Source organism: Streptomyces xingningensis (assembly GCF_054957865.1).
The window spans coordinates 1-25334 of the sequence record NZ_JBDJPF010000004.1 but is presented as its reverse complement, the minus strand read 5'-3'; the positions used below and the strand labels follow the sequence as shown (position 1 = coordinate 25334).

The 25334-nt window shown below is 72.2% G+C and carries 24 protein-coding genes and 1 tRNA gene; 10 read left to right on the top strand and 15 right to left on the bottom strand.

Annotated features, from left to right (window positions below):
* The first annotated feature begins 105 nt into the window (after window positions 1–105).
* Together ABCR83_RS03250 and ABCR83_RS03245 are read left to right on the top strand one after the other, a co-directional pair.
* The gene (locus tag ABCR83_RS03250; RefSeq protein WP_462693126.1) at window positions 106–717 is read left to right on the top strand and encodes a TetR/AcrR family transcriptional regulator; all 612 of its coding nucleotides are present in this window, start codon (window positions 106–108) and stop codon (window positions 715–717) included.
* 26 nt (window positions 718–743) lie between these two features.
* Window positions 744–1460: a rhomboid-like protein gene (locus ABCR83_RS03245; protein ID WP_462693124.1), complete on the top strand. Its 717-nt coding sequence runs from the start codon at window positions 744–746 to the stop codon at window positions 1458–1460.
* Here the strand turns inward: ABCR83_RS03245 and ABCR83_RS03240 are convergent.
* From ABCR83_RS03240 to ABCR83_RS03200, 9 genes are all read right to left on the bottom strand, one after another.
* Window positions 1402–2205, bottom strand: a complete 804-nt coding sequence (locus ABCR83_RS03240; protein ID WP_462693122.1) for an HAD family hydrolase — start codon at window positions 2203–2205, stop codon at window positions 1402–1404. The two genes, ABCR83_RS03245 and ABCR83_RS03240, sit on opposite strands and share 59 nt — an antisense overlap.
* 88 nt (window positions 2206–2293) lie before the next feature.
* Entirely contained in the window at window positions 2294–3571 is a 1278-nt protein-coding gene (gene serS / locus ABCR83_RS03235) for a serine--tRNA ligase (protein ID WP_462693120.1), read from the bottom strand.
* Window positions 3572–4246: 675 nt separating this feature from the next.
* Window positions 4247–5191, bottom strand: coding sequence for a prephenate dehydratase (pheA, locus tag ABCR83_RS03230; RefSeq protein ID WP_462693366.1), 945 nt, complete (start codon window positions 5189–5191; stop codon window positions 4247–4249).
* Window positions 5192–5255: 64 nt separating this feature from the next.
* Window positions 5256–6503 (bottom strand): iron uptake transporter deferrochelatase/peroxidase subunit, encoded by a 1248-nt coding sequence (gene efeB / locus ABCR83_RS03225; RefSeq protein ID WP_462693118.1) that lies wholly within the window; start codon window positions 6501–6503, stop codon window positions 5256–5258.
* Window positions 6503–8359 carry a copper resistance CopC/CopD family protein gene (locus ABCR83_RS03220; RefSeq protein WP_462693116.1) on the bottom strand — a complete coding sequence of 619 codons (1857 nt, stop codon included), beginning with the start codon at window positions 8357–8359 and terminating at the stop codon, window positions 6503–6505. The genes efeB and ABCR83_RS03220 overlap by 1 nt, the downstream gene beginning before the upstream one ends.
* Before the next feature lie 42 nt (window positions 8360–8401).
* A complete protein-coding gene (locus ABCR83_RS03215; RefSeq protein ID WP_462693114.1) occupies window positions 8402–8872 on the bottom strand; it encodes a copper chaperone PCu(A)C in 471 nt (156 codons plus the stop codon).
* Window positions 8872–9531, bottom strand: coding sequence for an SCO family protein (locus tag ABCR83_RS03210; protein WP_462693112.1), 660 nt, complete (start codon window positions 9529–9531; stop codon window positions 8872–8874). The genes ABCR83_RS03215 and ABCR83_RS03210 overlap by 1 nt, the downstream gene beginning before the upstream one ends.
* A gap of 33 nt (window positions 9532–9564) precedes the next feature.
* Window positions 9565–10323: a YcnI family copper-binding membrane protein gene (locus ABCR83_RS03205; protein ID WP_462693110.1), complete on the bottom strand. Its 759-nt coding sequence runs from the start codon at window positions 10321–10323 to the stop codon at window positions 9565–9567.
* 101 nt (window positions 10324–10424) lie between these two features.
* Entirely contained in the window at window positions 10425–11228 is an 804-nt protein-coding gene (locus tag ABCR83_RS03200) for a hypothetical protein (RefSeq protein WP_462693108.1), read from the bottom strand.
* A 178-nt stretch (window positions 11229–11406) separates the two neighbouring features.
* On the opposite strand from ABCR83_RS03200, the gene ABCR83_RS03195 reads away from it, so the two are divergent.
* Window positions 11407–11877, top strand: a complete 471-nt coding sequence (locus tag ABCR83_RS03195; RefSeq protein WP_462693106.1) for an ATP-binding protein — start codon at window positions 11407–11409, stop codon at window positions 11875–11877.
* A gap of 101 nt (window positions 11878–11978) precedes the next feature.
* On the opposite strand, the gene ABCR83_RS03190 is transcribed toward ABCR83_RS03195, so the two are convergent.
* The 3 genes from ABCR83_RS03190 to ABCR83_RS03180 all read right to left on the bottom strand — a co-directional run bounded on the left by ABCR83_RS03190 (window position 11979) and on the right by ABCR83_RS03180 (window position 16226).
* Window positions 11979–13055 carry a polyprenyl synthetase family protein gene (locus ABCR83_RS03190; RefSeq protein ID WP_462693104.1) on the bottom strand — a complete coding sequence of 359 codons (1077 nt, stop codon included), beginning with the start codon at window positions 13053–13055 and terminating at the stop codon, window positions 11979–11981.
* A gap of 189 nt (window positions 13056–13244) precedes the next feature.
* Window positions 13245–14699 (bottom strand): aminopeptidase P family protein, encoded by a 1455-nt coding sequence (locus ABCR83_RS03185; protein WP_462693102.1) that lies wholly within the window; start codon window positions 14697–14699, stop codon window positions 13245–13247.
* Window positions 14700–14801: 102 nt separating this feature from the next.
* Complete coding sequence (locus ABCR83_RS03180; RefSeq protein WP_462693100.1) at window positions 14802–16226, bottom strand: PP2C family protein-serine/threonine phosphatase; 1425 nt, start codon at window positions 16224–16226, stop codon at window positions 14802–14804.
* Between the two features lie 748 nt (window positions 16227–16974).
* On the opposite strand from ABCR83_RS03180, the gene ABCR83_RS03175 reads away from it, so the two are divergent.
* Both ABCR83_RS03175 and ABCR83_RS03170 read left to right on the top strand, forming a co-directional pair.
* Window positions 16975–17670 carry a bifunctional DNA primase/polymerase gene (locus ABCR83_RS03175; RefSeq protein WP_462693098.1) on the top strand — a complete coding sequence of 232 codons (696 nt, stop codon included), beginning with the start codon at window positions 16975–16977 and terminating at the stop codon, window positions 17668–17670.
* Between the two features lie 277 nt (window positions 17671–17947).
* The gene (locus ABCR83_RS03170) at window positions 17948–18589 is read left to right on the top strand and encodes a hypothetical protein (protein ID WP_462693096.1); all 642 of its coding nucleotides are present in this window, start codon (window positions 17948–17950) and stop codon (window positions 18587–18589) included.
* Window positions 18590–18945: 356 nt separating this feature from the next.
* Here ABCR83_RS03170 and ABCR83_RS03165 read toward each other — a convergent pair whose 3' ends face one another.
* The 3 genes from ABCR83_RS03165 to ABCR83_RS03155 all read right to left on the bottom strand — a co-directional run bounded on the left by ABCR83_RS03165 (window position 18946) and on the right by ABCR83_RS03155 (window position 21593).
* Window positions 18946–19914, bottom strand: a complete 969-nt coding sequence (locus tag ABCR83_RS03165; RefSeq protein WP_462693094.1) for a DUF5926 family protein — start codon at window positions 19912–19914, stop codon at window positions 18946–18948.
* 158 nt (window positions 19915–20072) lie between these two features.
* A complete protein-coding gene (locus ABCR83_RS03160) occupies window positions 20073–20594 on the bottom strand; it encodes an ATP-binding protein (protein ID WP_462693092.1) in 522 nt (173 codons plus the stop codon).
* A gap of 159 nt (window positions 20595–20753) precedes the next feature.
* Window positions 20754–21593: a glycerophosphodiester phosphodiesterase gene (locus tag ABCR83_RS03155; RefSeq protein WP_462693090.1), complete on the bottom strand. Its 840-nt coding sequence runs from the start codon at window positions 21591–21593 to the stop codon at window positions 20754–20756.
* Window positions 21594–21782: 189 nt separating this feature from the next.
* Here ABCR83_RS03155 and ABCR83_RS03150 point away from each other — a divergent pair, with 189 nt between their 5' ends.
* The 5 genes from ABCR83_RS03150 to ABCR83_RS03130 all read left to right on the top strand — a co-directional run bounded on the left by ABCR83_RS03150 (window position 21783) and on the right by ABCR83_RS03130 (window position 25078).
* Complete coding sequence (locus tag ABCR83_RS03150; protein ID WP_462693088.1) at window positions 21783–23261, top strand: S1C family serine protease; 1479 nt, start codon at window positions 21783–21785, stop codon at window positions 23259–23261.
* 64 nt (window positions 23262–23325) lie between these two features.
* Window positions 23326–23784: a hypothetical protein gene (locus ABCR83_RS03145; protein ID WP_462693086.1), complete on the top strand. Its 459-nt coding sequence runs from the start codon at window positions 23326–23328 to the stop codon at window positions 23782–23784.
* A gap of 68 nt (window positions 23785–23852) precedes the next feature.
* The gene (locus ABCR83_RS03140; protein ID WP_462693084.1) at window positions 23853–24494 is read left to right on the top strand and encodes a pentapeptide repeat-containing protein; all 642 of its coding nucleotides are present in this window, start codon (window positions 23853–23855) and stop codon (window positions 24492–24494) included.
* Window positions 24495–24608: 114 nt separating this feature from the next.
* A tRNA-Ser gene (locus tag ABCR83_RS03135) sits at window positions 24609–24695 on the top strand.
* Window positions 24696–24937: 242 nt separating this feature from the next.
* A complete protein-coding gene (locus tag ABCR83_RS03130; RefSeq protein WP_462693082.1) occupies window positions 24938–25078 on the top strand; it encodes a hypothetical protein in 141 nt (46 codons plus the stop codon).
* Window positions 25079–25334 lie beyond the last annotated feature (256 nt).

Below are 25334 nucleotides of genomic sequence, written 5' to 3'. Positions count from 1 at the left end.
GTCATCCTACAACCTCTTTCGAGGGTTAATGGTCTCCTGGTTTCCTTAGGATGGGGCGACCGCAGTGCGACCGAGAGCTGCGACCGAGGGGACTGGAGAACCGTTGTGGCCGAGGAAGTTCCGGAGCCCGGCACGGTCCGGCCCGGCGGGCGGACGGCCCGGGTGCGGGCCGCCGTGCTGCGGGCGGTGGGAGACCTGCTGGTCGAGAAGGGCTTTGCCGACTTCGACCTCGCCGAGGTGGCGCAGCGCGCCGAGGTCGGCAAGACGACGGTGTACCGCCGCTGGGGCAGCGTGGCCGGCCTTGTCGCGGACATGCTGGTGGAGATGGCCGAGCAGTCCCTGCCGCGTACCGACACCGGCAGCCTGCTCGGCGACCTCAAGGCCAACGCCCGGCTGGTCCGGCGGACCCTGTCCGACCCACGGCAGGGCCGGCTGTTCGCGGCGGTCATCGCGGCGGCCACCACCGACCCCAGGACGGCCGAGGCCCTGCACCGCTTCTATGAGGTGCGCATCCTGGAGTGGTCGGTGTGCGTGGAGGAGGCGGTGCGGCGTGGAGAACTGCCTGCGGGCACCGATGCCTGTGAGGTCATCCGGGCCGTCTCGGCCCCGCTCTACTACCGGCTGCTGGCCAGTGGCGATCCCCTCGACGAGGCCACCGCCGAGCGGGCGGCCGAGGCCGCCGCGGCGGCCGCCCGGGCCGGGGTCTATATGCGCTGAGCTGCGGCGCGGGCTACCGTCGAAGGGTGGCTGAGCGAGACTCCGACCTGGCGGCAGTCGGCTCCCGGCTGGGCTCCGCCGTCCGTTCCTGGGTCCGTACCTCCCCCGGTACGCATATCTGGCTGCTCATCATCGGCGTCACCAGCCTGGTCATCGCCGCGGCCAGCGAGGGGCTGGAGCTCTTCCTCCTGCACCGCACCAGCAGCAATATCCACGAGCTCAACCAGCATCCGCTCCAGTCGCTGCTGATCAGCGGCTTCTGGATCGAGAGCCCCTCCTCGTTCCTGCTCTACGCGGTGCTGTTCGAGCTGATCAATGCCAATGTGGAGCGCTGGGTCGGCACCCTGCGCTGGCTGGTCACGGTCGCCGTCGCCCATATCGCGGCCACGCTGATCAGCCAGCGGATGCTGCAGCTGGCGATCGAGCACCATGCGGCGCCGCGGGCCATGAAGCATGTCGTCGACATCGGCGTCTCCTATGGACTGGCCGCGGCCGCCGCCCTGCTCACCTACCGGGTGCCGCGCCCCTGGCGCTGGCTCTACCTCACCGGCCTGGTGCTCTTCTTCGCGCTGCCGCTGCTGACCGGCGGCACCTATACCGACTTCGGCCATGCGATCGCGGTGGCGATCGGCCTGGCCTGCTGGCCGCTCACCCGGGGGCGGCCGCCCTGGGACTTCGCGGCGATCAGCCGAAGAGCCGCTCGAGTACGGTCGCGATCCCGTCCTCCTCATGGGAACCGGTGACCTCATCGGCCACGGCCTTCAACTCCGGGTGGGCATTGGCCATGGCGACGCCGTATGCCGCCCAGCCGAACATCGGGACGTCATTGGGCATGTCGCCGAAGGCGATGGTGTCGGCGGCCCGCAGGCCCAGGCGGCGGGCGGCCAGCGAGAGGCCGGTCGCCTTGCTCAGGCCGAGCGGGAGCAGCTCGACGATGCCGGGGCCCGCCATGGTCACGCCCACCAGGGCACCCGCGGTCGAGCGCGCCACCTCGGCCAGGGCGTCGTCGTCGAGCCCCGGGTGCTGGAGGTAGAGCTTGTTGAGGGGGGCCGTCCACAGCTCGGCCGGGTCGGTGACGCGGATGACCGGGAGCGGACCCTCCTGGACGCGGTAGCCCGGCCCGGTCAGCACCGCGCCGTCCAGTCCGTCCCGGCCGGCGGCGAGGGCCAGCGGGCCGACCTCCGCCTCGATCTTGGCGACGGCCAGCCCGGCCAGCTGCCGGTCCAGCGTCACCGACGTCAACAGCCGGTGCTCACCGGCGTGGTAGACCTGCGCGCCCTGCCCGCACACCGCGAGGCCGCGGTAGTCCAGCGCCTGAAGGATGTGCTTCGTCCAGGCCACCGACCGCCCGGTGACGACGATGTGCGCGGCACCCGCCGCGGTGGCCAGGCCGAGGGCGGCGCGGGTGCGCTCCGAGACGGTCTCGTCGGAGCGCAGCAGGGTGCCGTCGAGATCGGTGGCGACCAGACGGAAGGGCGGCTCGCTCACTGTGCCCCCTGGTTCGCTTCTCCGCCTGCGTGGCGCAGGGGTGCGGGCATCGTGTTTTTCTGCGGTCCGGTGGCCACGCAGGCGACGCTCACTTGGCGACCGGCTCCAGGACCTCGCGCCCGCCCAGGTACGGGCGGAGCACCTCGGGCACCCGCACCGTGCCGTCGGCCTGCTGGTGGTTTTCCAGCAGCGCCACGATGGTGCGCGGCACCGCGCACAGCGTGCCGTTGAGGGTGGCCAGCGGACGGACGTTCTTGCCGTCGCGCATCCGGATGGACAGCCGTCGCGACTGGAACTCGTCGCAGTTGGAGGTGGAGGTCAGCTCGCGGTACTTGCCCTGGGTGGGGATCCACGCCTCGCAGTCGAACTTGCGGGAGGCGGAGGCGCCCAGATCACCGGTGGCCACATCGATCACCTGGTAGGGCAGCTCCAGGCCGGTCAGCCACTGCTTCTCCCACTCCAGCAGCCGCGCGTGCTCGGCCTCGGCGTCCTCCGGGGCGACATAGGAGAACATCTCCACCTTGTCGAACTGGTGGACCCGGAAGATGCCCCGGGTGTCCTTGCCGTAGGTGCCGGCCTCGCGGCGGAAGCACGGCGAGAAGCCCGCGTAGCGCAGCGGCAGTTGCGCGGCCTCGAGGATCTCGTCCATGTGGTAGCCGGCCAGCGCCACCTCGGACGTGCCGACCAGGTAGAGGTCGTCCTTCTCCAGGTGGTAGACGTCCTGCGCGGCCTGGCCCAGGAAGCCGGTGCCCTCCATGGCGCGCGGTTTGACCAGCGCGGGGGTGAGGACGGGGGTGAAACCGGCGGCCGTGGCCTGGGCGATGGCGGCGTTGACCAGGGCGAGCTCCAGCAGTGCGCCGACGCCCGTCAGGTAGTAGAAGCGCGAGCCGGAGACCTTGGCGCCGCGCTCGACATCGATGGCGCCGAGAGCCTGGCCCAGCTCGAGGTGGTCCTTGGGGGCGAAGCCCTCGCTCGCGAAGTCGCGCGGGGTGCCGACCGTCTCCAGGACGGTGAAGTCGTCCTCGCCGCCGCGCGGGACGTCGGGGTGGACGATGTTGCCGATCTGCAGCAGCAGGCGCTGGGCCTCGGCCGCGGCCTCGTCCTGCTCGGCGTCGGCGGCCTTCACCGCGGCGGACAGCTCACCGGCCCGCTTCAGCAGCTCGGCCTTCTCGTCACCGGAGGCCTTGGGGATGAGCTTGCCGAGCGCCTTCTGCTCGGAGCGGAGTTCATCGAAGCGGACACCGGACGACCTGCGCCGCTCGTCGGCGGAGAGCAGCGCGTCGACGAGCTCGACGTCCTCTCCACGGGCGCGCTGGGAGGCGCGCACACGGTCGGGGTCCTCACGAAGCAGGCGAAGGTCAATCACCCCTCAAGGCTACCGTTGTGTGCTGCGATCACTCGACGTGATATTCCTCTTCATTGCTATTTGTCCTGATTTGGGGGCTTGAGGAAAAGGGCCGATGGGGAATCGAGGCGTGTGCCCGGCGGGAAATTCCGGCGTGATCGCCGGAAAGTGTCGGAGGGGTTGCGGGGGAACTATCGGGGCGTTACCGGAAAATGGCGAACAGGCGGGCAAAGGGTGCATGTCTGCCGAGGTCGCTCCCGAGTGGCCTTGTGCGGAACGGGAGTTGAGGACGATCGTTGTCCACAGGAGCCTGATCCTCCGCTTCTTTGTCCACAGGCTGTGCGTGAAATCTGTGGATTCCGGAAGCGGACCTTCCACCCGCTTTCGTTCTCGTCTCTCCTTCGACGGGGTTCTGTCGGGTAAACCTTTCCCGGGCACTCTTTCGGGTGGTGATTACTCGCTCTAAGGGGTTGTTCGAGGCTTTTCGGCTGACGAATACCCCTGGGGTGATGGCTGTTGACGGTGGATTGGGCTGTGGATGACCCGGGGGATGGCTAGAGAGATTTGTCGACGTTGACCGATTTGTGACCCACCTTCATCGTCTCGTTCTATCGACTTATCCCCAGATCGAGAACGCCCTGTGGATAACTCTGCAACTTATCCACAGGCGCGCTGATGGGCGCCCTCGGACCCGCCTCAGGCCCGGCCGTCCTGGCACCGCGCCAGCCACTCCGCCGCCACGACAAAGTCGCCGTCCGACGTTCCCGGCCGTCCGGCCGGGCCGTCCGGCCGGTTGCCCGGGTTCTCACCCGCACGCGGATACGAGCCCAGGAACCGCACCTTCGGGCAGATCCGCTTCAGCCCCATCAGCGCCTCGCCCACCCGGCGATCGGTGATGTGCCCCTCGCAGTCGATGGAGAAGCAGTAGCGGCCCATCCCCTCACCCGTCGGCCGCGACTCGATCCAGGTCAGGTTCACCCCGCGCACGGTGAACTCCTGCAGCAGCTCCATCAGTGCGCCCGGGTGGTCGTCCCGGAGCCAGACGACCATGGACGTCCGGTCCGCTCCCGTCCGGGCCGCGGGCCGCGCGGGCAGTCCGGCCAGCACAAAGCGGGTCTGTGCGTTGCGCACATCGTGGATGTCGGTGACCAGCGGCTCCAGGCCGTAGGTCGCCGCCGCGAACTCCCCGGCGAACGCCGCGTCATAGCGGCCCTCCTGCACCAGCCGGGCGCCGTCCGCATTGGAGGCCGCCGACTCCCACTGGGCCCCGGGCAAGTTGGCCGCCAGCCACTTGCGCACCTGCGGCTGGGCGACGGGGTGACCGGTCACCGTCTTGATGTCGGCCAGCCCGGTGCCGGGCCGCACCAGCAGCGCGAAGGTGATCCGCAACAGCACCTCGCGGTGGATCGTCAGCGGCGCCCCGGTGGCGAGCTCGTCCAGGGTCGCGCTGACGCCGCCCTCCACGGAGTTCTCGATGGGCACCAGCGCCGCCGCGGCCTCCCCGTTCCGCACCGCGTCCAGCGCCGCCGGAACGGAGACCATGGGCACCAGCTCCCGGGTCGCCGCCTCCGGCAGCGTGCGCAACGCGGCCTCGGTGAAGGTGCCTTCCGGGCCGAGATAGGTGTAGCGGCTCGCTGACATCACGCTGGCTCCTCGGGGTCGGGTGGCTGATCCGCCAGCCTACCCAGGGCCGCCCTGGGGCAGGTCACCCCTCCAGCAGCCGCTGCCCCACGTACTCGCCGGGCGCACAGCCGCCCGGAACCGCGAACAGGGCGCTCGCCTCGTGGCGCAGGAAGCGCGACAGCCCGTCGCCCCGGTCCAGCTTCCGCTGCACCGGTACAAAACCCTTCAGCGGGTCCGCCTGCCAGGCGATGAACAGCAGCCCCGCGTCGGGAGCGCCGTCCTCCCGGAAGCCGTCGTGGTAGGAGAAGGTCCGCCGCAGCATCGCCGCCCCCCGGTTGGACGCGGGCGCCGCGACCCGGATGTGCGCATCACCCGCGATCGCCAGCGAACCGTCCGTGTTCACCTTGTCGAGGTCGACCGGGGTGGTCTCGGCGCCGCCGGACAGCGGTGCGCCATCGGACTTGCGGCGGCCTATCACCTTCTCCTGGCGCTCCAGCGACAGGTTGTCCCAGCTGTCCAGCAGCATCCGGATGCGCCGGACGACCGCATACGAGCCGCCGGCCATCCAGCCGTCGGCACCCTGCCGGCCCTCCGGCACGAACACCCGGGTGGCGAAGGTGTCGTCGGCCGGCTTGGGGTTGTTGGTGCCGTCGATCTGGCCCATCAGATTGCGGGCGGTCATCGGCCGCTCGGTGGCGCCCGGGGTGCGGTTGAACCCGGTCATCTGCCAGCGCAGCCGGGCCGCGTCCCCGGCCTGTCTCTGCAGCAGCCGCAGTGCGTGGAAGGCGACCAGCGCGTCGTCGGAACCGATCTGCACCCAGAGATCGCCGTCGCTGCGCTTGGCGTCCAGGGCGTCCTGGGTGAAGGCGGGCAGCGGCTCCAGTGCGGCGGGCCGGCGGGCCGTCAGCCCCGTACGGTCGAAGAAGCTCCGCCCGAAGCCGAAGGTGACGGTCAGTGAGGAGGGTCCCGCGTCCAGCGCGATGCCGGTGTCGTCGCCCTTGGGCACCCGGCCCGCCGTCAGCTCCGCCGCCGTCGCCGACCAGCGGCGCAGCAGCGCGGCCGCGGCCTTGCGGTCGGCGCCCGGGGCGAGGTCGAAGGCGAGCAGCCGCCCATGCGCCTGCGCGGGGTCGGCGATGCCCGCCTGGCGGGTGCCGTGGAAGGGAACCGAGGCGGAGCCGACGCCGGACAGCCGGGCCGGCTCGTCCTGCGCCGCCCGGGCCCCGAACGCGCCCGCCGTGCCGCCCGCGACCAGCCCGGCCGCGCCGGTGGCGCCCGCCGTGCCGAGCAGGCGGCGCCGGGAGAGGTGTGGTTTCTCTGGTGTGTCAGCCATCAGTTGATTTTCACGTTCTCGATCTCGGTGACCGCGTCGGTCTCTGAGGTGCGTATGTACAGGGTGAGCTGCCACTGCCCGCCCATGGGCAGCTGGAAGCCGGTGGCCTGCCACTTTCCGGCGGACAGGCGCTTGAGCGGGGCGCGCACCGGGCCGATCCGCTGCTCCTTCTCGGTGAACGACACTTCCAGTCCGGGTACGTCCATGGGCCGCCCGGCGGGGTCCGTCAGCCGGACGCCCAGCGTGTTGGCGCCGGAGCGCGCCGGGTCGACGGCGATCCGGGCCGTGCCGCGCCCGTTCGTCCCGCCGGTGTCATAGCCGATCGTCACCTCGGCCGGGCCGCTCCTGGCGGCCGCGCCGGCTCCGGCCGCCGCCTGCCGCTGCTCGGTCTCGGCCCGGCCGGGCTGAGTGCCCGTCAGCAGTGTGGTGACCGACAGCAGCACCACGGCGACCGCCGTCTCGGCGAGCACCGAGCGGCGCAGACCGGTGCGGTCGGCATCCGCGTCGCGCTGCCGCTGCCCGGTGGCCCTGGCGACGGCGGCCCGCTGCCGGGCGAGCTGGGCGGTGCGCTCCGGGGACCGCCGCGCCGAGCTGCCGGCCGGCCCCTTGGCGGGCACCGGCTTCGGCCGGGCCCGGTCGGTGAGCCGGTCCGTCCAGCGCCGGGAGCCGAAGGCGAGGCCGGTCATGACCGTCACCAGGCCCACCTTGACCAGCAGCAGCCGGCCGTACTCCGTGCCGGTCAGCGCGGACCAGGAACCGACCTGGCGCCAGGCCTGGTACAGCCCGGTGGCCACCAGGACGCACACCGCCGTGAACGCCAGCCGGGAGAACCGCCGCACCGCCGCGCGCGGCATCGGCTCGCCGGACCACAGGACGGCCAGCAGCGCGGCCAGCCCGCCCAGCCATATGGCGACGCCCAGCAGATGGATGATGTCGACCGGCATCGCCAGCCACGGCTGGAGGCCGGCCGACGCGTGTTCGGCCATCGCCCAGGTCGCCGCCAGCCCGCCGGCGACCAGCGCACCGCCGGCCCCCAGGCCGTAGGCGATGGCGCGGCGTGCCCCGGGCACCGGCTCGTCGTCCCGGGCGTACGAGCCGAAGAGCACGGCCAGGAACACCGCCGCCGCGCTCAGCAGCACCAGCCGCGACAGCATGGCCGCGCCCGGCTTGGTGGACAGCGCGTCGCCGAGCAGCGCGAGATCCAGGACGGACCCCATCCCCTTGCCGCCGGTGTACGCGCCCCGCAGCAGCAACAGCGCGCCGGTGGAGACGAACAGCGTGACCCAGCCGCCGACCGCGACCTTCTGCACGGGCCGCGAGGAGCGGCAGACGCCCGCGAAGACAGCGCCGCCGACCAGCAGGGCGAAACCGGCGTACGCGGCATAGCGGCCGATGCCATAGAAGGTGTCGACCACCGGGTCCAGCTCGGTGGCGGTGGCCTTCACGGTGGTCTTCGACGGTGCGCCGATCGAGAAGGTGAAGGCCCCGGCCACCGGGTGACTGTCCGCCGAAACCGCCTGCCAGGCCACGGTGTAGGTGCCCTGGGCGATTCCGGTGCGCAGCGCGACCGCCGCGGTGTCGGACTTGCCGTCCACATGCGCGGGCCTGCCGTCGTCCACCCGCTTGCCCTGCGGGTCCAGGACGCGCAGTGAACCGGCGTTCAGCAGCACCCCCTCGGAGAAGGTGAGCTTGACCTGCCGGGGCGCGCTCGGCACCACCGACCCGCTCGCCGGGTCGGTGGCGGTGAGCGCCGCGTGCGCCGAGGCGGTGCCCGCGCCGAGGGTCAGTGTGCACAGCAGCGCGGCGAGCAGGGTGCCGAGCAGGGACAGCACCCTCCCCCATGGCCTGAACGGCATGGGCGGCGCCCCCGGGTCGGCGGCCCTGGTCCTCATCCGGCGTCAGCCCTTGGGCCGGAAGGTGGTGCTCTCGACCGGCACCTGGACCTTCACCGGCCCGGAGGCCGCGAAGTGCAGCGTGAACTCGACCTTCTCACCGGTTTTGGGCCGGTGGGCGAGCTTGCCCAGCATGACGTGGGTGCCGCCGCGGGCGAGCGTCAGCTCGCCCCTCGCCGGGACCTCCAGCTGCTCGGCGTGCTTCATCTGCGAGCTCTCGGTGGTGTGCATGGTGATGTCGCGCGAGAGGGGGCTGGTGACCTTGGTGAGCCGGTCCGCCTTGCCGCCGTCGTTCTTGACGGTGAAATAGGCCGCGGCCATGTCGGCCATCGCGGGCTGGGGCATATAGGCCCCGCTGACGGACAGTTCCGCGGTGTCCTTGCCCTTCGTACCGGAACCGCAGCCGGTGACGAGCAGCAGCGAACCGGCGAGCAGCAGCGGCAGGGCCGCGGCGGCGGCGACGGTGGTCTTGCGCATCACGGGTTCTCCCCCTTGACGATCTTCGGGAGATCCTTGGTGTACTGCTCGGCGGGGGTCTCGGCGGTGTAGATCCAGTGGCCCTCGTCGTCCTTCGGCGAGAACCCGACGACCTGGGCGCCATGGCTGACGGTGATGGAGCCGTCCTTCTCCTTCTTGGGCTTCTCCACCAGGATCCCCAGCGACCTGGCCGCGGCCTGGATGGTGCTGAAGTCACCGGTCAGGCCGGCGATGTCCTGCCCGCCCTGGGCGTCCAGCCACTTGCGCATCCGCTGCGGGGTATCCCGCTCGGGGTCCGTGGTGACAAAGACGACCCGGAGCTTCTCCCGCTCGGCCGCGGGCAGCTTCTTCTCGGCGGTGGCCAGGTCGGAGACCACGGTCGAGCAGACATCGGGGCAGTAGGTGTAGCCGAAGTACAACAGGACGGGACGGCCCTTGGTCTCCTTGACCAGCTCGTACTTCTTGCTCGAGGTGTCGGTCAGGACCAGGTCCGGCTTGGCCTTCGGGGTGTCCAGGGCGATCGCGCCCTTCTTCTGGGACCCGCCCGAGACCTCGGCCACCGGCTTGTCACCGTCGGCCTTGTCGTCGGAGCCGCCGCAGGCCGTCAGGGCGAGTGCGGCGGCCATGGCCAGCGCCGCTCCCAGGAACTTGGTGCGCATGGAGCTTTTCTCCAGAGGGTTCGGTGGTGAGGGTCAGGCGTTGGTGCGGCGGCGCCCGGCGAGGACGCCGAAGGCGACGCCGGCCGCGCCGACGACGATGCCCACGATGCCGAGGATCCGGGCGGTGTCGTCGGAGCCCTTGCCCCCGGAGTCCCCGGAGGCCTCGCTCTTGCCGCCCTTGTCATCCGGCTTGTCGGCGGCCTTGCCGTCCGCTTTGCCGTCCGCCTTTGCGACGAGCTTCAGGGTGGGCGCCGGGTGGTCGGGCTCCTCGCCGCCCGGCTTGGACGGGTCGATCCAGCGGACCACATCCTTGTCCGAGTACGTCTGCAGGGCCTTGAACACCAGTTCGTCCGCGTCGGTGGGCAGCTGGCCGACCGACAGCGGGAACTGCTGGAACTGGCCCGGCTTGATCTCGCCGCCGGTCCAGGTGACCTTGGTGACGGCCTCGTTGACCATCCCGTCGTCCGTCTTCACCGGCTTGTCGAGCTTGGTCTTCTCGACCTTCACCTCCCAGCCCGGCACCGCCTGCGGCATCACCGAGGCGAGCGGGTGTTTGGGGTCGAGCGAGAGCTCCAGCTTCACGGTGGAGGCGTTGTCCTTCTCGTTCGGCACCTTGAGGGCGATGGTGCTGTAGCCGCCCTTCTCGGCGGTGCCCGGCTGCACGCTCACATGCGCGAAGGCGGGACCGGCCAGCAGCAGCACCCCGGCGGTGGCGGCGGCGCCGGCCACGGGCAGACGACGGAGCAGGGACCTACGGGTACGCGATGGATTCATGGCGGTCATGGCGGTCATGCGAAAACACTCCATGGGACAGGAGGGGACGAAAGGGGTGGCGCGCGTGCGGCCACGCCACGACCGCCCTCCCGCCGTAGTGCGAGGAACACGTCGCGTCGTCAGGCCGCGAGGTCGAAGCGCGGCGGACCCCGCCTGATCACGGAGTGCTGGAGCTCCGGCTCCCGGGCCGGCCGCTCCCGATGCCCCGGGGCGCACCACACGGCCCGGACCGGCCCCTCGGCCGGGCTGCCGATGAAGGCCCGCACCCAGGCCAGCGCGGTGCGCAGGGCCCCTGCCAGTGCGGCCGCCACGACCCCGCGCGCCGACTGCGCCGAGAGCCCCACCGCCCGCCACAGCGCCACCTCGCCGCGCCGCAGCAGCCAGCCCACGGCCAGCGCCGCGAGCAGATGGCCGAGCAGCATCGGCGGCGAGAGCGGCAGGAAGTGCGACAGGGAGCCCGGGGTGCCCTCCATGGGCATGGCCATCCCCGCCGGATGCCCGGCGGGGTCCAGCCCGGCGTCGGCGATCACCCGGCGGGCGTCGGCCGCCGACATCGGGGGCCGCTGATTGCAGAGCAGCCTGCCCGCGAAGGCGATCAGCGGACTGTCGGCCCCCGCCCGCGGCGGGGCCGCCGCCGCGCCGGGCCCGCCGGGGCCCTGCTGCCCCAGCCCGAACAGCGCATGCAGGCCCAGCTGTCCCACGGCCAGACAGGCCGCGATCCCCGGCAGCGAGCGCTCTCGCCCGGCCAGCGGCGCGGCCACCGCGAACACGGCCAGGAACCCGGCGCCCAGTGTCCACAGCGGCACACTCGCGCAGGAGGCCAGCGCATGCCCGCCCGCGGACAGCAGAACACAGACCGCGGTGAACACCGCGGCCCGGAGCAGTCGCAGATCCGCGCCGGCGCGGACGACGGGGTGAGGCATGGCTGCGACATCATCCCACCGGACCTGCTCCCTTCCTACGGCAGGGTCGGCCCCAATACCCCAATACGCCTGCTTCCCGCATCCGCCGAATGAGCGGTCTCACACACCCGGCAGGCTTACCGGTCATCCCCCGTGGCTATAGGTATCGATATGTCGAGCCGCAGCCAGGAGGCCGAGCATGAGCATTTGGTGGTCACTCCACTTGCGGCGCGAGGCCGCGAGCGTTCCGCTCGCCAGGCGGCTCCTGGTCGGTGCGATGGAGACGGCCGGGGTCGACCCCGAGACCGCCTATGACCTGGCCGTGGCCCTCAGCGAAGCCTGTGCGAACGCCGTGGAGCACGGCGGTGACTCCTCCGTCGGCTACCGCGTCACCGCCTGCATCGACGGCGACACCTGCCGGATCGAGGTCATCGACTCCGGCCCCGGCTTCGACGAACGCCCCCGCCCCCGCGAGCGCCGCCCCGAGTGCCGCCCGCGGACCCAGACCCCGGCCCCCGTCCATGACGAACACGGCCGGGGTCTCTTCCTGATCGAATCCCTGACGGACAACGTCCGCGTCCACAACCGCCCGGGCAGACGGGGCGCGGTGGTCAGCTTCGACAAGATCCTCAAGTGGCGGGAAGGCGCCGCCCTCCCCATGGCTTCGTAGGGGGAGCAAGGCAAGGGGGCGCGCCGGGCTTTGACACCGCCGTGCTTCGACGCCTGGGGGTGGGGGCGCTTGTCAACCCGCAGTGGTGCGCGCTCCGGCCGTCATCGCCGTAAGTCCGGCGGCGGTGCCGTCGGCGGCGTGGTGGCCGCGGAGGCGCCACCGAGCCCCTCCGTGGCGGCGGTCAGCACATGGGTGAGCTGCCGCAGTTGCTCCCGGTGTGCGGTGGCGGGCAGCGCGGCCAGCTGGGCCCGGGCGGCCGCGGCGTACTCATGGAGCATCGCCGTCGCGGCATCGAGAGCCCGCAGTTCGCGCAGCAGGGCGGTCAGTTGGCCGAATGTGCGCGGCCCCCGGCCCGCGCGCCGGAACAGGCGTCGTAGCCGTCGCCCCTGGCGAGGGGTGGCCCGCTCCATGGCCAGCAGCAGCGGCAGGGTGGGGCGGCGGTTGCGCAGGTCGCTCCGGACGGGCTTGCCGGCCGCCCGCCGCGCGCCTTCGTCCAGGTAGGGCAGCAGGTCGTCGCGCAGCTGGAAGACGATGCCCAGCGCCTCGCCATAGCTGCTCAAGGCCTCGGTGACCTCGGGCCCGACGCCGGTGAGCAGGGCGGCGGACCGGCAGGTGGTGCGCAGCAGGGCGGCGGTCTTCATGGTCACCATGGCGAGATAGGCGTCCGTACCGCAGGACAGGTCGTTGCGCAGCCGGTCCTCCAGCAGTTGCCCACGGCAGATCTCGACCCCGGTGGTGCCCGCCAGGGCGATGAAGTCGAGCAGCCGCCCCGGCGGAACGCCCTGCGCCCGGTGCCCGGCCATGTCCGCGAAGCCGCGGCACAGCAGGGCGTCGCCGACCAGCAGCGCCCGGTCGGTGCCGAACCCGGCGTGCACGGAGGGACGGCCGCGGCGCTCGGTGTCACCGTCGATCAGGTCGTCGTGGACCAGGCTGGCGGTGTGCTGGGTCTCCAGCGCGACCGCCAGGGCATCGGCCTGGGCGCGGTCGCCGCCGAGCGCCGACACGCACAGCAGGAAGAGCCCGGGGCGCAGCAACTTCCCCTGCGGCAGCAGGGCGTAGCGGGCGATGGTGTCCAGCGCGTCGTCGTCCGCGGGCCACAGCTCATGGGTGCGACGGGCGTAGTAGTGGGCGAACTCCTCTTCGGGGGACTGCTGGTGGGGTGGCGTGCGGAGGTCCAATGCTCCTCGCGGGGGTGCGTCCGGGAACGGGTGTACGTCGTTGGACGGTATCGGAGCAGGGGTCCGCGCGGCCGGTTTTCCACCGATCGTTGCCTGCCCGGGGGGTGCCGGAAACCGGGCCGGGATGACGAAGAGCCGCGTCCGGCCGGGCGCCGGACGCGGCTCCCGGGGCGTTCCCCGGGAAGGGCTTCAGCCCTTCAGTCTCGCCATCCACGCTTCGACATCGGAGGACGTACGGGGCAGGGCGGCGGAGAGATTGCGGTTGCCGTCCGCCGTGACGAGGATGTCGTCCTCGATGCGGACGCCGATGCCGCGGTACTCCTCGGGTACGGACAGGTCGTCGGCCTGGAAGTAGAGGCCGGGCTCGACGGTCAGCACCATGCCGGGCTCCAGGACGCCGTCGACATAGGTCTCGGTGCGGGCGACCGCGCAGTCGTGGACGTCCAGGCCGAGCATGTGGCCGGTGCCGTGCAGGGTCCAGCGGCGTTGGAGGCCGAGCTCCAGGACGCGCTCGGCGGGGCCCGTTATCAGGCCCCACTCGACGAGCTTGGTGGCGAGCACCCGCTGGGCGGCGTCGTGGAAGTCGCGGTACTTGGCGCCCGGCCCGACCGCCGCGATGCCCGCCTCCTGGGCCTCGTACACCGCGTCGTAGATCTTGCGCTGGAGGTCGGTGTAGGTGCCGTTGACGGGCAGCGTGCGGGTGACGTCCGCGGTGTAGAGGGTGTGCGTCTCCACGCCCGCGTCCAGGAGCAGCAGTTCGCCGGAGCGGACCGGGCCGTCGTTGCGCACCCAGTGCAGGGTGGTGGCGTGCGGGCCGGCGGCGCAGATGGAGCCGTAGCCGATGTCATTGCCCTCGACGCGGGCGCGCAGGAAGAACGTGCCTTCGATGTAGCGCTCCGAGGTGGCCTCGGCCTTGTCGAGGACCTTCACCACGTCCTCGAAGCCGCGGACCGTGGAGTCGACGGCCTTCTGCAGCTCGGCGATCTCGAAGTCGTCCTTCACCAGGCGCTGTTCGCTGATGAAGACCCGCAGCTCCTCGTCGCGCTCGGCGGTGACCTTGTCGGTGAGGGCGGCCTCGGTCTCCGCGTCGTGGCCGCGGACGGCGCGGACCGGGCCGGTGGCCCGCGCGAGGGTGTCGGTGAGCTTGCGCACGTCCCGGCAGGGCAGGCCCAGCAACTGCTCGGCCTCGGCGAGGCCGGCCCGGCGGCCGACCCACAGCTCGCCCATGCCGTCGAGCCAGAACTCGCCGTTCTCGCGGCTGGAGCGCGGCAGCAGATGCAGTGTCGCCTGATGGCCGTCGGCCACCGGCTCCAGGACGAGGACGCCGTCCTGGGTCTGGTCGCCGGTGAGGTAGACATACTCGGTCGAGGCGCGGAAGGCGTACTCGGTGTCGTTGGAGCGGGTCTTGAGCCGGCCCGCGGGGATCACCAGGCGCTCGCCGGGGAACCGGGCGGAGAGCTCCGCGCGACGCCGCGCGGTCTCCTGCGCCTGGGCGATGGGCCGCAGGGCGCGCTGCTCGGTGTCGGCCCAGCCGCTCTGCATGTTCTCGGCAAGCTCATCGGAGACGGCCGGGTAGAGGCCGTTCTTCCGCTGCTTTATCGGCTCGTCGCCTTCGGGGTTCTCGGGCGCGGGCTGTTCGGTCACTGCTCTCCTCCTCGAACGGGGCCGCCTTCCATCGTAGGTGTGGCCGAAAGTTATGGAGAAGGCTGCAGAGAGGGTGACGAAATATGGAGTGAAAGCAATAAATCAGTCGAAGTGCGCCACAAGGAGGACGACATCGTCCTCGAGGTCCTCCAGGGTCTCCACGCCGGTGTCCTCCGGCAGCACCGCCCGCAGCACATGGTCGGCGATCGCGTCCGGGTCGCGCCGGGCGCCCTTGGGCACGCTGGCCGCCGCGGTGTGCAGCCGGGCGAAGGCCCGGTCCATCGCATGCCCGGTGCGCTGCAGCAGCCCGTCGCTGTAGAAGAGGAGCGTTTCTCCCGGCTCCGGTTCGATCTCCACGCTGGGCGCCTCCCAGCAGGCGAGCATGCCGAGCGGCGCCGACAGCGAGGTCTCCACATACTCGGTGCGGTGCTCGCCGATGATCAGCGGCGAGCAGTGCCCGGCCCCCGCGACCACGACCTTTCTGACGGCGGGCTCGCAGTAGGCGAAGAGCGCCGTGGCGGCCCGGGCGGGTTCGGTCAGCCGCAGCAGCAGTTCCAGATCGGAGAGGACGGCGACCGGATCCTCGCCCTCCATCACCGCGTACGCCCGCAGCGAGGCGCGCAGCCGGCCCATCGCGGCGATGGCACCGGGGCCGGAACCAGTGGTTCCGCCCACCGCCAGGCCGAGCGCGCCCTCGGGCAGCGGCAGCGCGTCGTACCAGCTGCCGCCGCCGTGCGGCCCGGTGTGGTGCCGGACCGCCAGCCGGACGCCGGGGATGCGGGGCAGCCGGCTGGGGAGCAGCTCCTCGCGGAGGGTGGCCAGGGCGTCCCGGGTGTGGGTGAGCTCGAGCAGCCGGGCGAGGTGCTCGGCGGCGAGGCCGCAGTAGAGGCCGGCCAGGTGGCGGCGGCGTTCGGTGGGCTCGGCCGGTTCCTCGTACAGCCAGACGGCCGCACCGAGCCGGCGCGGTCCGCCGGGCGTCGCCGCGTCCAGCGGCACGGCGTAGCTGGCGGCATAGCCGAGCCGGGCGGCGACCTCGCGGTGGCGGGGGTCGAGGCCGTCCTCGCCCGCGATGTCGGGGCGGCTGGTGCCGGAACGGCTGCCGACCGGGGGAAGGTCGTCGAGGAGCCGTACATACGGGTGGGACGACGGAGGGGCGGTGCGGTCGTGCGGGATGGTCTCGAGATGGCCGAGATCCGCCCGGCCCAGCCCGAGGCCGACGGTCACCGGATGGCCGAAGCCGTCGGCGGGTCGCAGGGTGACCAGGCCGCGGACGGCGCCGACGAGTGCGGCTCCGGCGCGCAGCAGTTCCTGGAGGGCGTCGTCGAGGTTGGTGGTGCGGGCGAGCCGCTCGATCAGTTCCTGGAGCGTGGTGAGGTCGGAGATCCAGCGCGCGAGGTGGTCCTGGACCAGGGCGCCGGCCGAGGGGGCGGCGGCGGGGGAGAGGTGCGGATCGGAGGCAGAAGACGGGGCTGGGGCGGGCACCGGAGGGTCGATTCCGGCCACTTTCGGGAGGTGGGGGGCGTTCATGGTCGGCTGCCCCGGCCGGCCCGTGCGCAACCGGCCGCGCCAGAGGTTCCGGGGAGTGCCTGCGGCATTCCGCCGGACCTTTTCGATCGGCCCGCTGGCCTGCGTTTTCCATGGAATAGCACCGCAAACCCCCTGTCGTGGTGCGCGCTATCGGAGACTCCACATGTACACGCCCCGGTGAGCGGATGTCCAGCATTGGACCAGTGGGAATGATGGTGTCTGAGGGGTTTTGAAGTTGGCCGGAAAATAGTGCCGTCGTTGTCGAATTGCGGTCGACTGGCGTTGTTCGGCAGCGCGTCACCATCACTGCGGTGGGTACGTACTGGAGGACGGGCAAGGGGAGTTGGCGCGGTCCGGAACCCGGCGGCGGGCCCCGGCGTCTTACCCGGCAACGGCCACGCCCGTCCCGAGCGGTGTGGGGCAACCCATGCCGTGGGCGAGGGGCGCACCGGCCCAGCACAAAGCGCCAGGCGCGCGCCACCCTCCGCCAGGTTTCACGCCCGGCCCCCGGCGTGATGCGCTGCGTTGTATGCGCAGTGGCTTGTGATCCATGTGGTGCGTCGGTCCCGGAGGACCACGGCGCGTTGAGTGCCGCGCCAGGCAATGCCCGTAGTGCCATGTAGTCCATGCAGTCCACGCAACGCGTCACGCGGTGCGACACGCGGTGCGAGCTCGACCCGCAGTGCTAGACGGCCCTCGTCTCCGACCAGGGCACACCTTCGGCGTTCACGGAAGGGAACGAGCGCTCATGCGCGAGATCCTCGGCAGGCGACGCAGGCTGTCGCTTCGGCGAACCGGCCGTTCCGCGGTGCTCACCGCGGCCTTGACCTACGCCACCGAATGGCAGTGGCCCGTACTCCCGGGGGCGGGCCTGCGGCCCGGCATCGGCCGGGTGCGCGAGTGCGGCTGTGCCCACCCGGACTGCGCGACCCCCGGTGCCCACCCCTTCGACCCCGGGCTGCTGGCGGCCACCACGGACGCCCGGATGGTCCGCTGGTGGTGGACCAACCGGCCCGAGGCGCCCATCGTGCTCGCCACCGGGGCGCGCGCGGCGTGCGCGGTGAGCCTGCCGGCGGTTGCCGGGGTGCGCGCGCTGACGGCCCTCGAGCGCGCGGGCGTACGCCTCGGCCCGGTGGTCGCGACCCCCACCCGCTGGGCGCTGCTGGTGGCCCCGTACTCGCTGGAGGTCCTCGGGGAGCTGCTGCACCGTCAGGAGTGGGTGCCCGGCTCGCTGCGCTTCCACGGGGAGGGCGGCTATGTGGTGCTGCCGCCGTCGGTGACGGGCTCCGGACGGGCGCGCTGGGAGCGCGCGCCGCAGCCGCGGGCGGGCGCCGTGCCCGGCACGCGGCCCTGGCTGCCCGATGTGGCCACCGTGGTCGACGTCCTGGTCGAGCAGAGCGCGGCCTCGGGCACGCCGGACGGCGGCAGCAGGCTCGCGTACTGACCCCGCCGCACGGCCTCCGCGCGGCCGCCCGAACGAGGGAAGCTGAGAGCGCGTACGGACGGGAGACGCACGCGCTCTCACTCGTACGGGTGTAAGTCGCGCCGAGAACTACGGGAATCGGGCGTACAACGGCCGGATGGGAGCCGTCGCGCCCGTATCTTTCCGGCGAGGGCCCGTGTCGGGTGCCGTGTCCGAGGCACCGGCGGTCCGGTGGGGCGCGCCCTGGAGCCGCCCCGCGATCCCGTGTCCTTCGGCGAACTTGCAGCAGGTGGTCCCCATGGAGCGTGTGCCCGGCGTGTGCCAGCAGCGTGCGGCGAATCTCCGCATGGTCGCCCTCGCGAGCGCGGTGGCGCTCGCCATCGTGCTGCCGCTGGCGGCGGCGACCGCCGGCCCGGCGGGCCTGTCCGGCCGCGCCAAGACCGGGCCGGACAAACGGCAGGGCAAGCAGGACCCGGCGCGCGGCAGGCAACGGGCCCGGGCGGCGGGCGCCGCCTCCCCCGCCGCCGAAGGGGAGTCCGACGCCCGGCCCGACGGCGGCCCGGGCAGTCCGCTCGCCGCCCCGGCGGACGGCTCCCGCGGCTCCGCCGCCCAGTGCGGCCCCGAACTCGACTCCCCCGAGGGCCTGGAGGCCCAGACCTGCGTCCTGGCGGACGGGGACGGGACCTGGGCGCGCACCTACTACCGCAATGGCACCGGCGGCCGGCCGACGGGCGTGCTGACCCTGATGGCCCCGGACGGGCGGACGCTGGAGGTGCGCTGTCCGATGTCCGCCACCGGGACCTCGGAGGTGTGCGAGACACCGCACCGGGCGTCCCTGCGCGGACATGGCGCGTATACGGCGGTTGCGGAGATCGTTTCGGAGCAGGGGAAGCTGTTGCTCCGCTCCGGGAGCAACTCGCCGGTGCCCACGGCGGATTAGCGAACCGCCGCCGGGCGGTCGTCCCGGGCGGGGGCGTACGCGGGGGGCGTGCAGGCCGCGCAGCTGGGCGGCGACGGGGAAGCACCGGGTGGGACCGCGGTTGGCGGGCGGGGCCCGGCAGCGTCCGGACATGGAAGTGCCCGATCGCTGGCGACGGGGGATGCACCAGCGACCGGGCTCCTAGAACGGTAACAAGAGATCGGCGGTTCGCAAATTCGATCGTGGATTTCCGGACGCGGATTTCCGGTCTGACAGCGGGAGTTGTGACCCGAGTCACGGGAAGGGACGGGTCCGGGGCCCCGGAAGAGCGGCCTCCGCGGCCTCCGCGTCTTCCGGGTCTTCCGGGGCGAAGGCCGTCAGTTCAATGTGATCTGACGGCTTGTGAGCCCGTTGCGCGCCCGCCGCTCGTCCGCCGTCAGCGGCATCCCGTCGGCGAGCGCCGCGGCGAACCGCTCCGCGAAGGCCGCGGCGGGCTTCTCCACCTCCGCCGCGCCCATCGCCCCCGGCAGGTCCCACACCGGCACGGTCAGGCCGTGCGCGCGGAACGAGCCGACCAGGCGGGTGCCTTCGCCGAGCGAGGACGCGCCGGCCGCGTGCAGGCGGGCGAGCGCGTCCAGCAGCTGCTCCTCGGGGTGGGTCATCACCCAGCGCAGGTGGTTCTTCTCGGGCGTCCGGCACCAGTACGCGGCCTCGGCGGCGGCCAGCCGGACGGTCGGGATCGCGGCGGCGTTGGCGCGCTCCAGGGAGGCGGTGACCTCGCTGGAGGCGTTCTCGGCGTTCTCGATCCAGAACTCGAACCCGGTGTGCACCACCGGCTCGAAGGGGCCCGCCGGGTCCAGCAGGTCCTGCAGCCGCGGCCCGTCGGCCCCGGTGCGGGCGGCGGCCACCGGGGTGCCCGGCTCGGCGACCAGCGCGCGCTGGAGGGTGTCGGCGAGGTCGCGGCTGAGGTCGCCGGAGGGCGTGTCGTTCTGCAGGCCCAGCAGCACGGCGCCGTTGTCGCGGCGCAGGGCGGGCCAGGCCATCGGCAGCACGGTGGCGAGGGTCACCGAGGGCACGCCCTCGGGGAGCCCGCCCTTGAGGCCGAGCTCGACGGTGGCCGCGGGCACCAGCTCGCGCAGCGCGACCCAGTCGGCCTCGCCGGGCAGCCCCTCGAAGGGCCTCTGCACCAGCTCGGTCACGGCGTGTGAGGCCTGCTGCCCGTGGCAGGCCTTGTAGCGCCGTCCCGAGCCACAGGGGCAGGGTTCGCGGGCGCCGACGACGGGGATCGGACCGTTGCCGGGCGGCGGTGTGGCGGCCTTGGTCTGGGGGCGGCGCTTCTTGGCCATGGCGTGCGTGTCTCCCGATCGTGCGTTCGGCTCGTGTGCCCCTGGCACATGTTGACGGGCGCGAGCCTAGCGCTCGGTCGGGTCCGGTCCGCGGCACGCTCGGACATCGTTGTCGGTGCTGACTCCTCGGTACTCCCTGCGCGGATCTACGCGCGTTGTCACGACAGCTCGTCCAGATCGGCGAATTCCAGTTCGGGGTCCAGCCCGGGGGTGAGTTCAACGCGCGTAGCGAAACCGGCGCGCGCCGACAGCGCGGCCCATACGGTCACCTCGCCGGAGGCGTCCCGCACCCCCCAGTCCTGGGAGAGCGCGCTGATGATGTTGAGGCCGCGACCGCCGCGGGCGGTGACCGAGGGGGTGGCCGGAAACGGCCTGGTCGGTCCGCCGCCGTCGGTGACCTCGACGGTGAGCCGGCCGCGCTCGTCCACCCGCCAGGCGGCGAGCACTCCGCCGCCGCCCGCTCTCGCACCGTTCTCCCGGCTCAGCGGGCGTCCGTGGCGGTACGCGTTGCTGAGCAACTCCGAAAGGATCAGTACGGCATCGTCGATGACCGGATCCGGAACCCCGCTGGTACGCAACTCCTCGCGCATCCGGTGTCTTGCCTCGCCCACACCGGCGGGACCATGGGGTACGGCCATGATCGACGACGTGGGCACCTCCTGTGCCACCACCAACGCCACCCCCGAGACCTCCTTTGCCCCACGTCACGGGATGGATGCCCCAATGGCCTGGACCGGAAACCGGCCACCCCGGGCCCGGTGGGGCACTCACCCCGGCCGAACACGCACCGAACGCGCCGGTGCACTCCAGGTCACGGAAACGGGAGCGCACGAACACCGCTAGCGGCGCCCGAGTTGAGTGAGAACCGCCTTGGGGCGGTTGGTGATGACCGCGTCCACGCCGAGGCGCAGACAGAGCTCGATGTCCTCCGGCTCGTTCACGGTCCAGACGTGCACCCGGTGTCCCGAGCGGTGCAGCCGGGCCACATAACCCGGGTGGTTGCGGACGATCCGGATGCTCGGCCCCGCGATGCGCACGCCCGGCGGCAGCCGCCCGTCGCGCAGCCGCGGCGAGACGAACTGCATCAGATAGACAGTCGGGATGGCGGGCGCGGCCGCCTGCACCCGGTGCAGTGAACGGGCGGAGAAGCTCATCACCCTTACGGGCGAGGGCTCGCCCCGGGGCGGCCGGGCGAGGCCGAAGCGGCCGAGCTGGGCGAGGAGTTTCTCCTCGACCTGTCCGGCCCAGCGGGTGGGGTGCTTGGTCTCGATGGCCAGCTCCACCCGGCGGTCCGCGTCGGCGACGAGTTCGAGCAGCCGCTCCAGGGTGAGGACGGCGGTGCTGTCCGGGTCGGGAGTCTCCTGGTCGGGGGCCTCCTTGTCGCCGGCCTGGCCCTTCCAGGATCCGAAGTCCAGCGTCGCGAGGTCGGCCAGCTCCAGGGTGGAGACCGCGCCCCGGCCGTTGGACGTGCGGTTCACCCGGCGGTCGTGGACGCAGACCAGATGCCCGTCGGCTGTCAGCCGCACATCGCATTCCAGGGCGTCGGCGCCGTCCTCGATCGCCTTGCGGTACGCGGCCAGTGTGTGCTCGGGCGCGTCCTCGGACGCTCCGCGGTGGGCGACGACGGCGAGGGGATGGCGCTCGGGTCGGATGTCCCGGGCCGGGTGCGCATAGGTCACCGCGTTATGGTGCCACCGCCTGGCACAATCGCGCATGGACCCTTTGTCCGGTTGTACGGGCGGGGAGCCGGCGAGGGAGGGGCGCACAGCCTCCGCTTATGGCGGTCTGATGCGCCATGGGAAAAGCTGTCCGGCAGGCGTGGCCCGAAGTCATTGAACTACTGACGTGTACCTGATGAGGAGACAACTGTGAGCACCGAGAACGAGGGCGCCGCCGTTCCGTCCACGGCCGGGCCGCAGCCGGCGTCTTCCGCCTCCTCTTCCGCCTCTTCCGCCTCCTCCGCTCCGGAGCCCGGGCCCGCACCCGCGGAACACCCCGCTCCGCCGGCCGCCCCGCCCGCCCCGCCCGCTCCGCCGTCGCCCGAGCAGACCGCCGCGCCCGCGGACGCCGCCGGGCCGGCGCCGGGCGCTCCCCCCGCCCCGCCCACCGGCACCTGGTACAACGCGGCCGGCGCGGCCTCGCAGCCGTATGGCGCCCCCTTCGGCGGCGGCCCCGTGGGCCCGCCCGGGCCCTGGGGCGCTCCGGCCCCGCAGCCGCGCAGGCGGGCCGGCGGGCTGGTGGCCGCGGTGCTGGCGGCGGCGCTGGTCGCGGGCGCGATCGGCGGCGGCGTCGGCTACTGGGCGGCGGACCGCAACGACAGCGGCTCGACGACCGTCTCCTCCGCCGGCGATCCCAAGCTGCAGAGCCGCACCCCGGGCTCCGTCGCGGACATCGCGAGCAAGGCCCTGCCGAGCGTGGTCACCATCGAGGCGCAGAGCAGCAGCGGCGACGGCGGCACCGGCACCGGCTTCGTCTACGACCGGCAGGGCCACATCCTCACCAACAACCATGTGGTCGCCTCGGCCGCCGACGGCGGCAAGCTCTCGGTGACGTTCTCCAACGGCAAGCAGTACGACGCCGAGGTCATCGGCCGTGCCCAGGGCTATGACGTCGCGGTCATCAAGCTGAAGAACCCTTCCGGCGCCACCCTCAACCCGCTGCCGCTCGGCGACTCCGAGAAGACCGCGGTCGGCGATGCGACGGTCGCGATCGGCGCGCCCTTCGGCCTGTCCGGCACCGTCACCACGGGCATCGTGAGCGCCAAGAAGCGCCCGGTCGCCTCCAGCGACGGCGGCGGCCGGGGCAATGCCTCGTATATGAGCGCCCTGCAGACGGACGCGTCGATCAACCCCGGCAACTCCGGCGGTCCGCTGCTCAACGCCCAGGGCGCGGTCATCGGCATCAACTCCGCCATCCAGTCCGCGGGCAGCGGCGGTGGTTTCGGCGGCGGTCAGGGTCAGTCCGGCAGCATCGGCCTGGGCTTCGCGATCCCGATCAACCAGGCGAAGAACGTCGCCGACCAGCTGATCAAGACCGGCAAGCCGGTCTACCCGGTCATCTCGGCCACGGTGAACATGAAGGACTCCGGAGGCGGGGCCAAGATCGCCGCCAATGACACCAACGGCGACCCGGCCGTCACCCCCGGCGGCCCGGCCGACAAGGCCGGTCTCAAGCCGGGCGATGTGATCACCAAGCTCGACGACACCAAGATCGACAGCGGCCCCACCCTGATCAGCGAGATCTGGACCCATCAGCCGGGCACCAAGGTCACGGTGACCTATGTCCGCGGCGGCAAGCAGTCGACCACGGAGATCACCCTGGGCGAGCGCACGGGCGACAACAAGTAGTACGGATCGGGCGCGAACTCTCCCCCGTCCGGCGAGAGTTCGCGCCCGCCGACCGGACCGGCACATGAAGAGCAAGCCCCGCCCCATGGCGAAGCGCACCCCCATGGCGAAGCGCACCCCGCCGAAGAAGCGCCGCCCTCCGGCGAAGCGCAGGCCCGCGAAGAATCGCCGCCCCCCGCGCTTCGCCTGGGTGGCGACGCTCACCGTGAACACCCTGCTCGGCTATTTCGGCGCACTGCCGCTCAGCTACATTTGGATCTTCCTCGTCAACTACCCGCTCGCCGCACTGGGTCTGACCGAGCGCGAACCCCTCCGGAGCGACGGCCTGCCGCTCTGGCTCGTTCTCCTCGTCGGCGTGGTCGGCATGTTCGCCCTCGGCTGGGTGGGCATCAATCTGATCGTCCGCAAGCTCGTCCGGCTCCCCGCCCGCCGCTACTGGCAGGTCAGCGTGGCCACCGTGCTCCTGCCGTCCGCCGTCCTCACCGCCGTCCCGGACGCCTGGCAGACGCCGAGCCTGCTGTGATCCAACAGCCCGGGCTGCGGAGACCGGGCGAGCGGGACGTCCCCCGGCTGCGGTGTTGAATGAGCGGCATGACGATCCGACCGGCCCGCGCGAACATCGACCCCGTCTCCGCCGAGCCCCCGATTCCCGACACCGAGCGTGTGGTCCGGGACGAGGACTGGTACGGACAGGACCTGTCGGGCCGGGTCTACACGCGTTACTCCTTCCTCGACACCGACTGGACCGAGGTCGTGAACGAGGGCGCGGTCTTCGACACCTGCACCTTCTCCGGGGTGCGTTTCAACGCCTCCCGGCACATGGGCGCGGCGTTCACCAACTGCACCTTTCGCCGCTGCACCTTCTTCGACACCTCCTTCACCGACTGCAAGTTCGTCGGAAGCCTCTTCCAGCAGTCGGACTTCACTCTCTTCCAGGTGACCGGAGGTGACTGGTCCTTCGTCGGCCTGCCCGGCGCGGACCTGCGCAAAGCCACTTTCGACGGAGTGCGGATGAGGGAGGCCGACCTCACCGCCGCGCGGCTGGAACAAGCGACCCTGACGGCCACGGACCTGTCCGGGGCGATGCTCCACAGCGCCCGGCTCACGGCCGCCGACTTGCGGGGCAGCGACCTGTCCGCCCTGGACCCGCTGACCGTGCAGTTGTCGGGGGCCACCATCAGCCTGGAACAGGCCGCGGTCATTGCCACGGCCCTCGGCCTGAACGTCGTGTAGGCCCCCGTCGGCAAGGCCGGGTGCGGCGCTGTGGCCAACCTGTGGCCGGCCCGCTCGCCCCGAACGGCGCACCCGGTAGGCTGTACCCGCTCCGCAGCAGGTAGGGCGGGGTGAGGAGGCTTGCCCGAGCGGCCTAAGGGAACGGTCTTGAAAACCGTCGTGGCAGCGATGTCACCGTGGGTTCAAATCCCACAGCCTCCGCAGAGGCCAGCGTAGGCGCTGGTCAGAAGGGGTGCCCCTGGTTGGGGGCGCCCCTTTCGCATGGGGCCTGTCTCACTTTGGATCACCGGTATCCCGGTGTTGACCAGTGCGTGTGGCCCATTTGTGGCCCGGGCCAGAGCGGCCCAGGGCACCTTTGGATGGGCATAGTTGGCGACTGGTTCCTGACAGCGCGGGCGACGGCCGTTACGGTTCCACGCAGGGCGGCGTATGGAGGGGGACTGATGCGGATAGGGACGAAGATCGGGCCGGTCGGCGTGGGAGTGAGCACCCGCCGGAGACGCAGGCTGAAGATGACCGGAGGCCAGATCCTGTTTGTCATCGTCGCCGTGCTGGTGCTCCGCGCTTTCGGCGTGCTGCCCTGAACGCTTCTCGTCCTGAGCGCCAGGCGATCTCGATTGAAGGTCTGTGAAGGTGCAGGTCAGGCGGAACGTACTGGCACCTTAGGGCTGGCCTAAGCCCGTGCCCTCCACCGTGGCGGAACGCGAAGAGGAGTGGGGGGGGGGGCGGGGGGGGGGGGGGGGGCCGGCCGGCGGGGGGGGGGGCGGGAGGGGGGGGGCGGGGGGGGGGGGGGCGGCGGCGCGGGGGGGGGGGGGCTGGTGTTGTGGGTCGGGGGGGGGG

Bases quoted from the DNA above. Each gene is read 5' to 3' on its own strand.
- pheA (WP_462693366.1), bottom strand. From the start codon at position 5,191: ATGTCAGCGAGCCGCTACACCTATCTCGGCCCGGAAGGCACCTTCACC.
- efeB (WP_462693118.1), bottom strand. From the start codon at position 6,503: ATGGCTGACACACCAGAGAAACCACACCTCTCCCGGCGCCGCCTGCTC.
- ABCR83_RS03220 (WP_462693116.1), bottom strand. From the start codon at position 8,359: ATGCCGTTCAGGCCATGGGGGAGGGTGCTGTCCCTGCTCGGCACCCTG.
- ABCR83_RS03215 (WP_462693114.1), bottom strand. From the start codon at position 8,872: ATGCGCAAGACCACCGTCGCCGCCGCCGCGGCCCTGCCGCTGCTGCTC.
- ABCR83_RS03210 (WP_462693112.1), bottom strand. From the start codon at position 9,531: ATGCGCACCAAGTTCCTGGGAGCGGCGCTGGCCATGGCCGCCGCACTC.
- ABCR83_RS03205 (WP_462693110.1), bottom strand. From the start codon at position 10,323: ATGACCGCCATGACCGCCATGAATCCATCGCGTACCCGTAGGTCCCTG.
- ABCR83_RS03200 (WP_462693108.1), bottom strand. From the start codon at position 11,228: ATGCCTCACCCCGTCGTCCGCGCCGGCGCGGATCTGCGACTGCTCCGG.
- ABCR83_RS03195 (WP_462693106.1), top strand. From the start codon at position 11,407: ATGAGCATTTGGTGGTCACTCCACTTGCGGCGCGAGGCCGCGAGCGTT.
- ABCR83_RS03180 (WP_462693100.1), bottom strand. From the start codon at position 16,226: ATGAACGCCCCCCACCTCCCGAAAGTGGCCGGAATCGACCCTCCGGTG.
- ABCR83_RS03175 (WP_462693098.1), top strand. From the start codon at position 16,975: ATGCGCGAGATCCTCGGCAGGCGACGCAGGCTGTCGCTTCGGCGAACC.
- ABCR83_RS03170 (WP_462693096.1), top strand. From the start codon at position 17,948: ATGGAGCGTGTGCCCGGCGTGTGCCAGCAGCGTGCGGCGAATCTCCGC.
- ABCR83_RS03165 (WP_462693094.1), bottom strand. From the start codon at position 19,914: ATGGCCAAGAAGCGCCGCCCCCAGACCAAGGCCGCCACACCGCCGCCC.
- ABCR83_RS03145 (WP_462693086.1), top strand. From the start codon at position 23,326: ATGAAGAGCAAGCCCCGCCCCATGGCGAAGCGCACCCCCATGGCGAAG.
- ABCR83_RS03140 (WP_462693084.1), top strand. From the start codon at position 23,853: ATGACGATCCGACCGGCCCGCGCGAACATCGACCCCGTCTCCGCCGAG.
- ABCR83_RS03130 (WP_462693082.1), top strand. From the start codon at position 24,938: ATGCGGATAGGGACGAAGATCGGGCCGGTCGGCGTGGGAGTGAGCACC.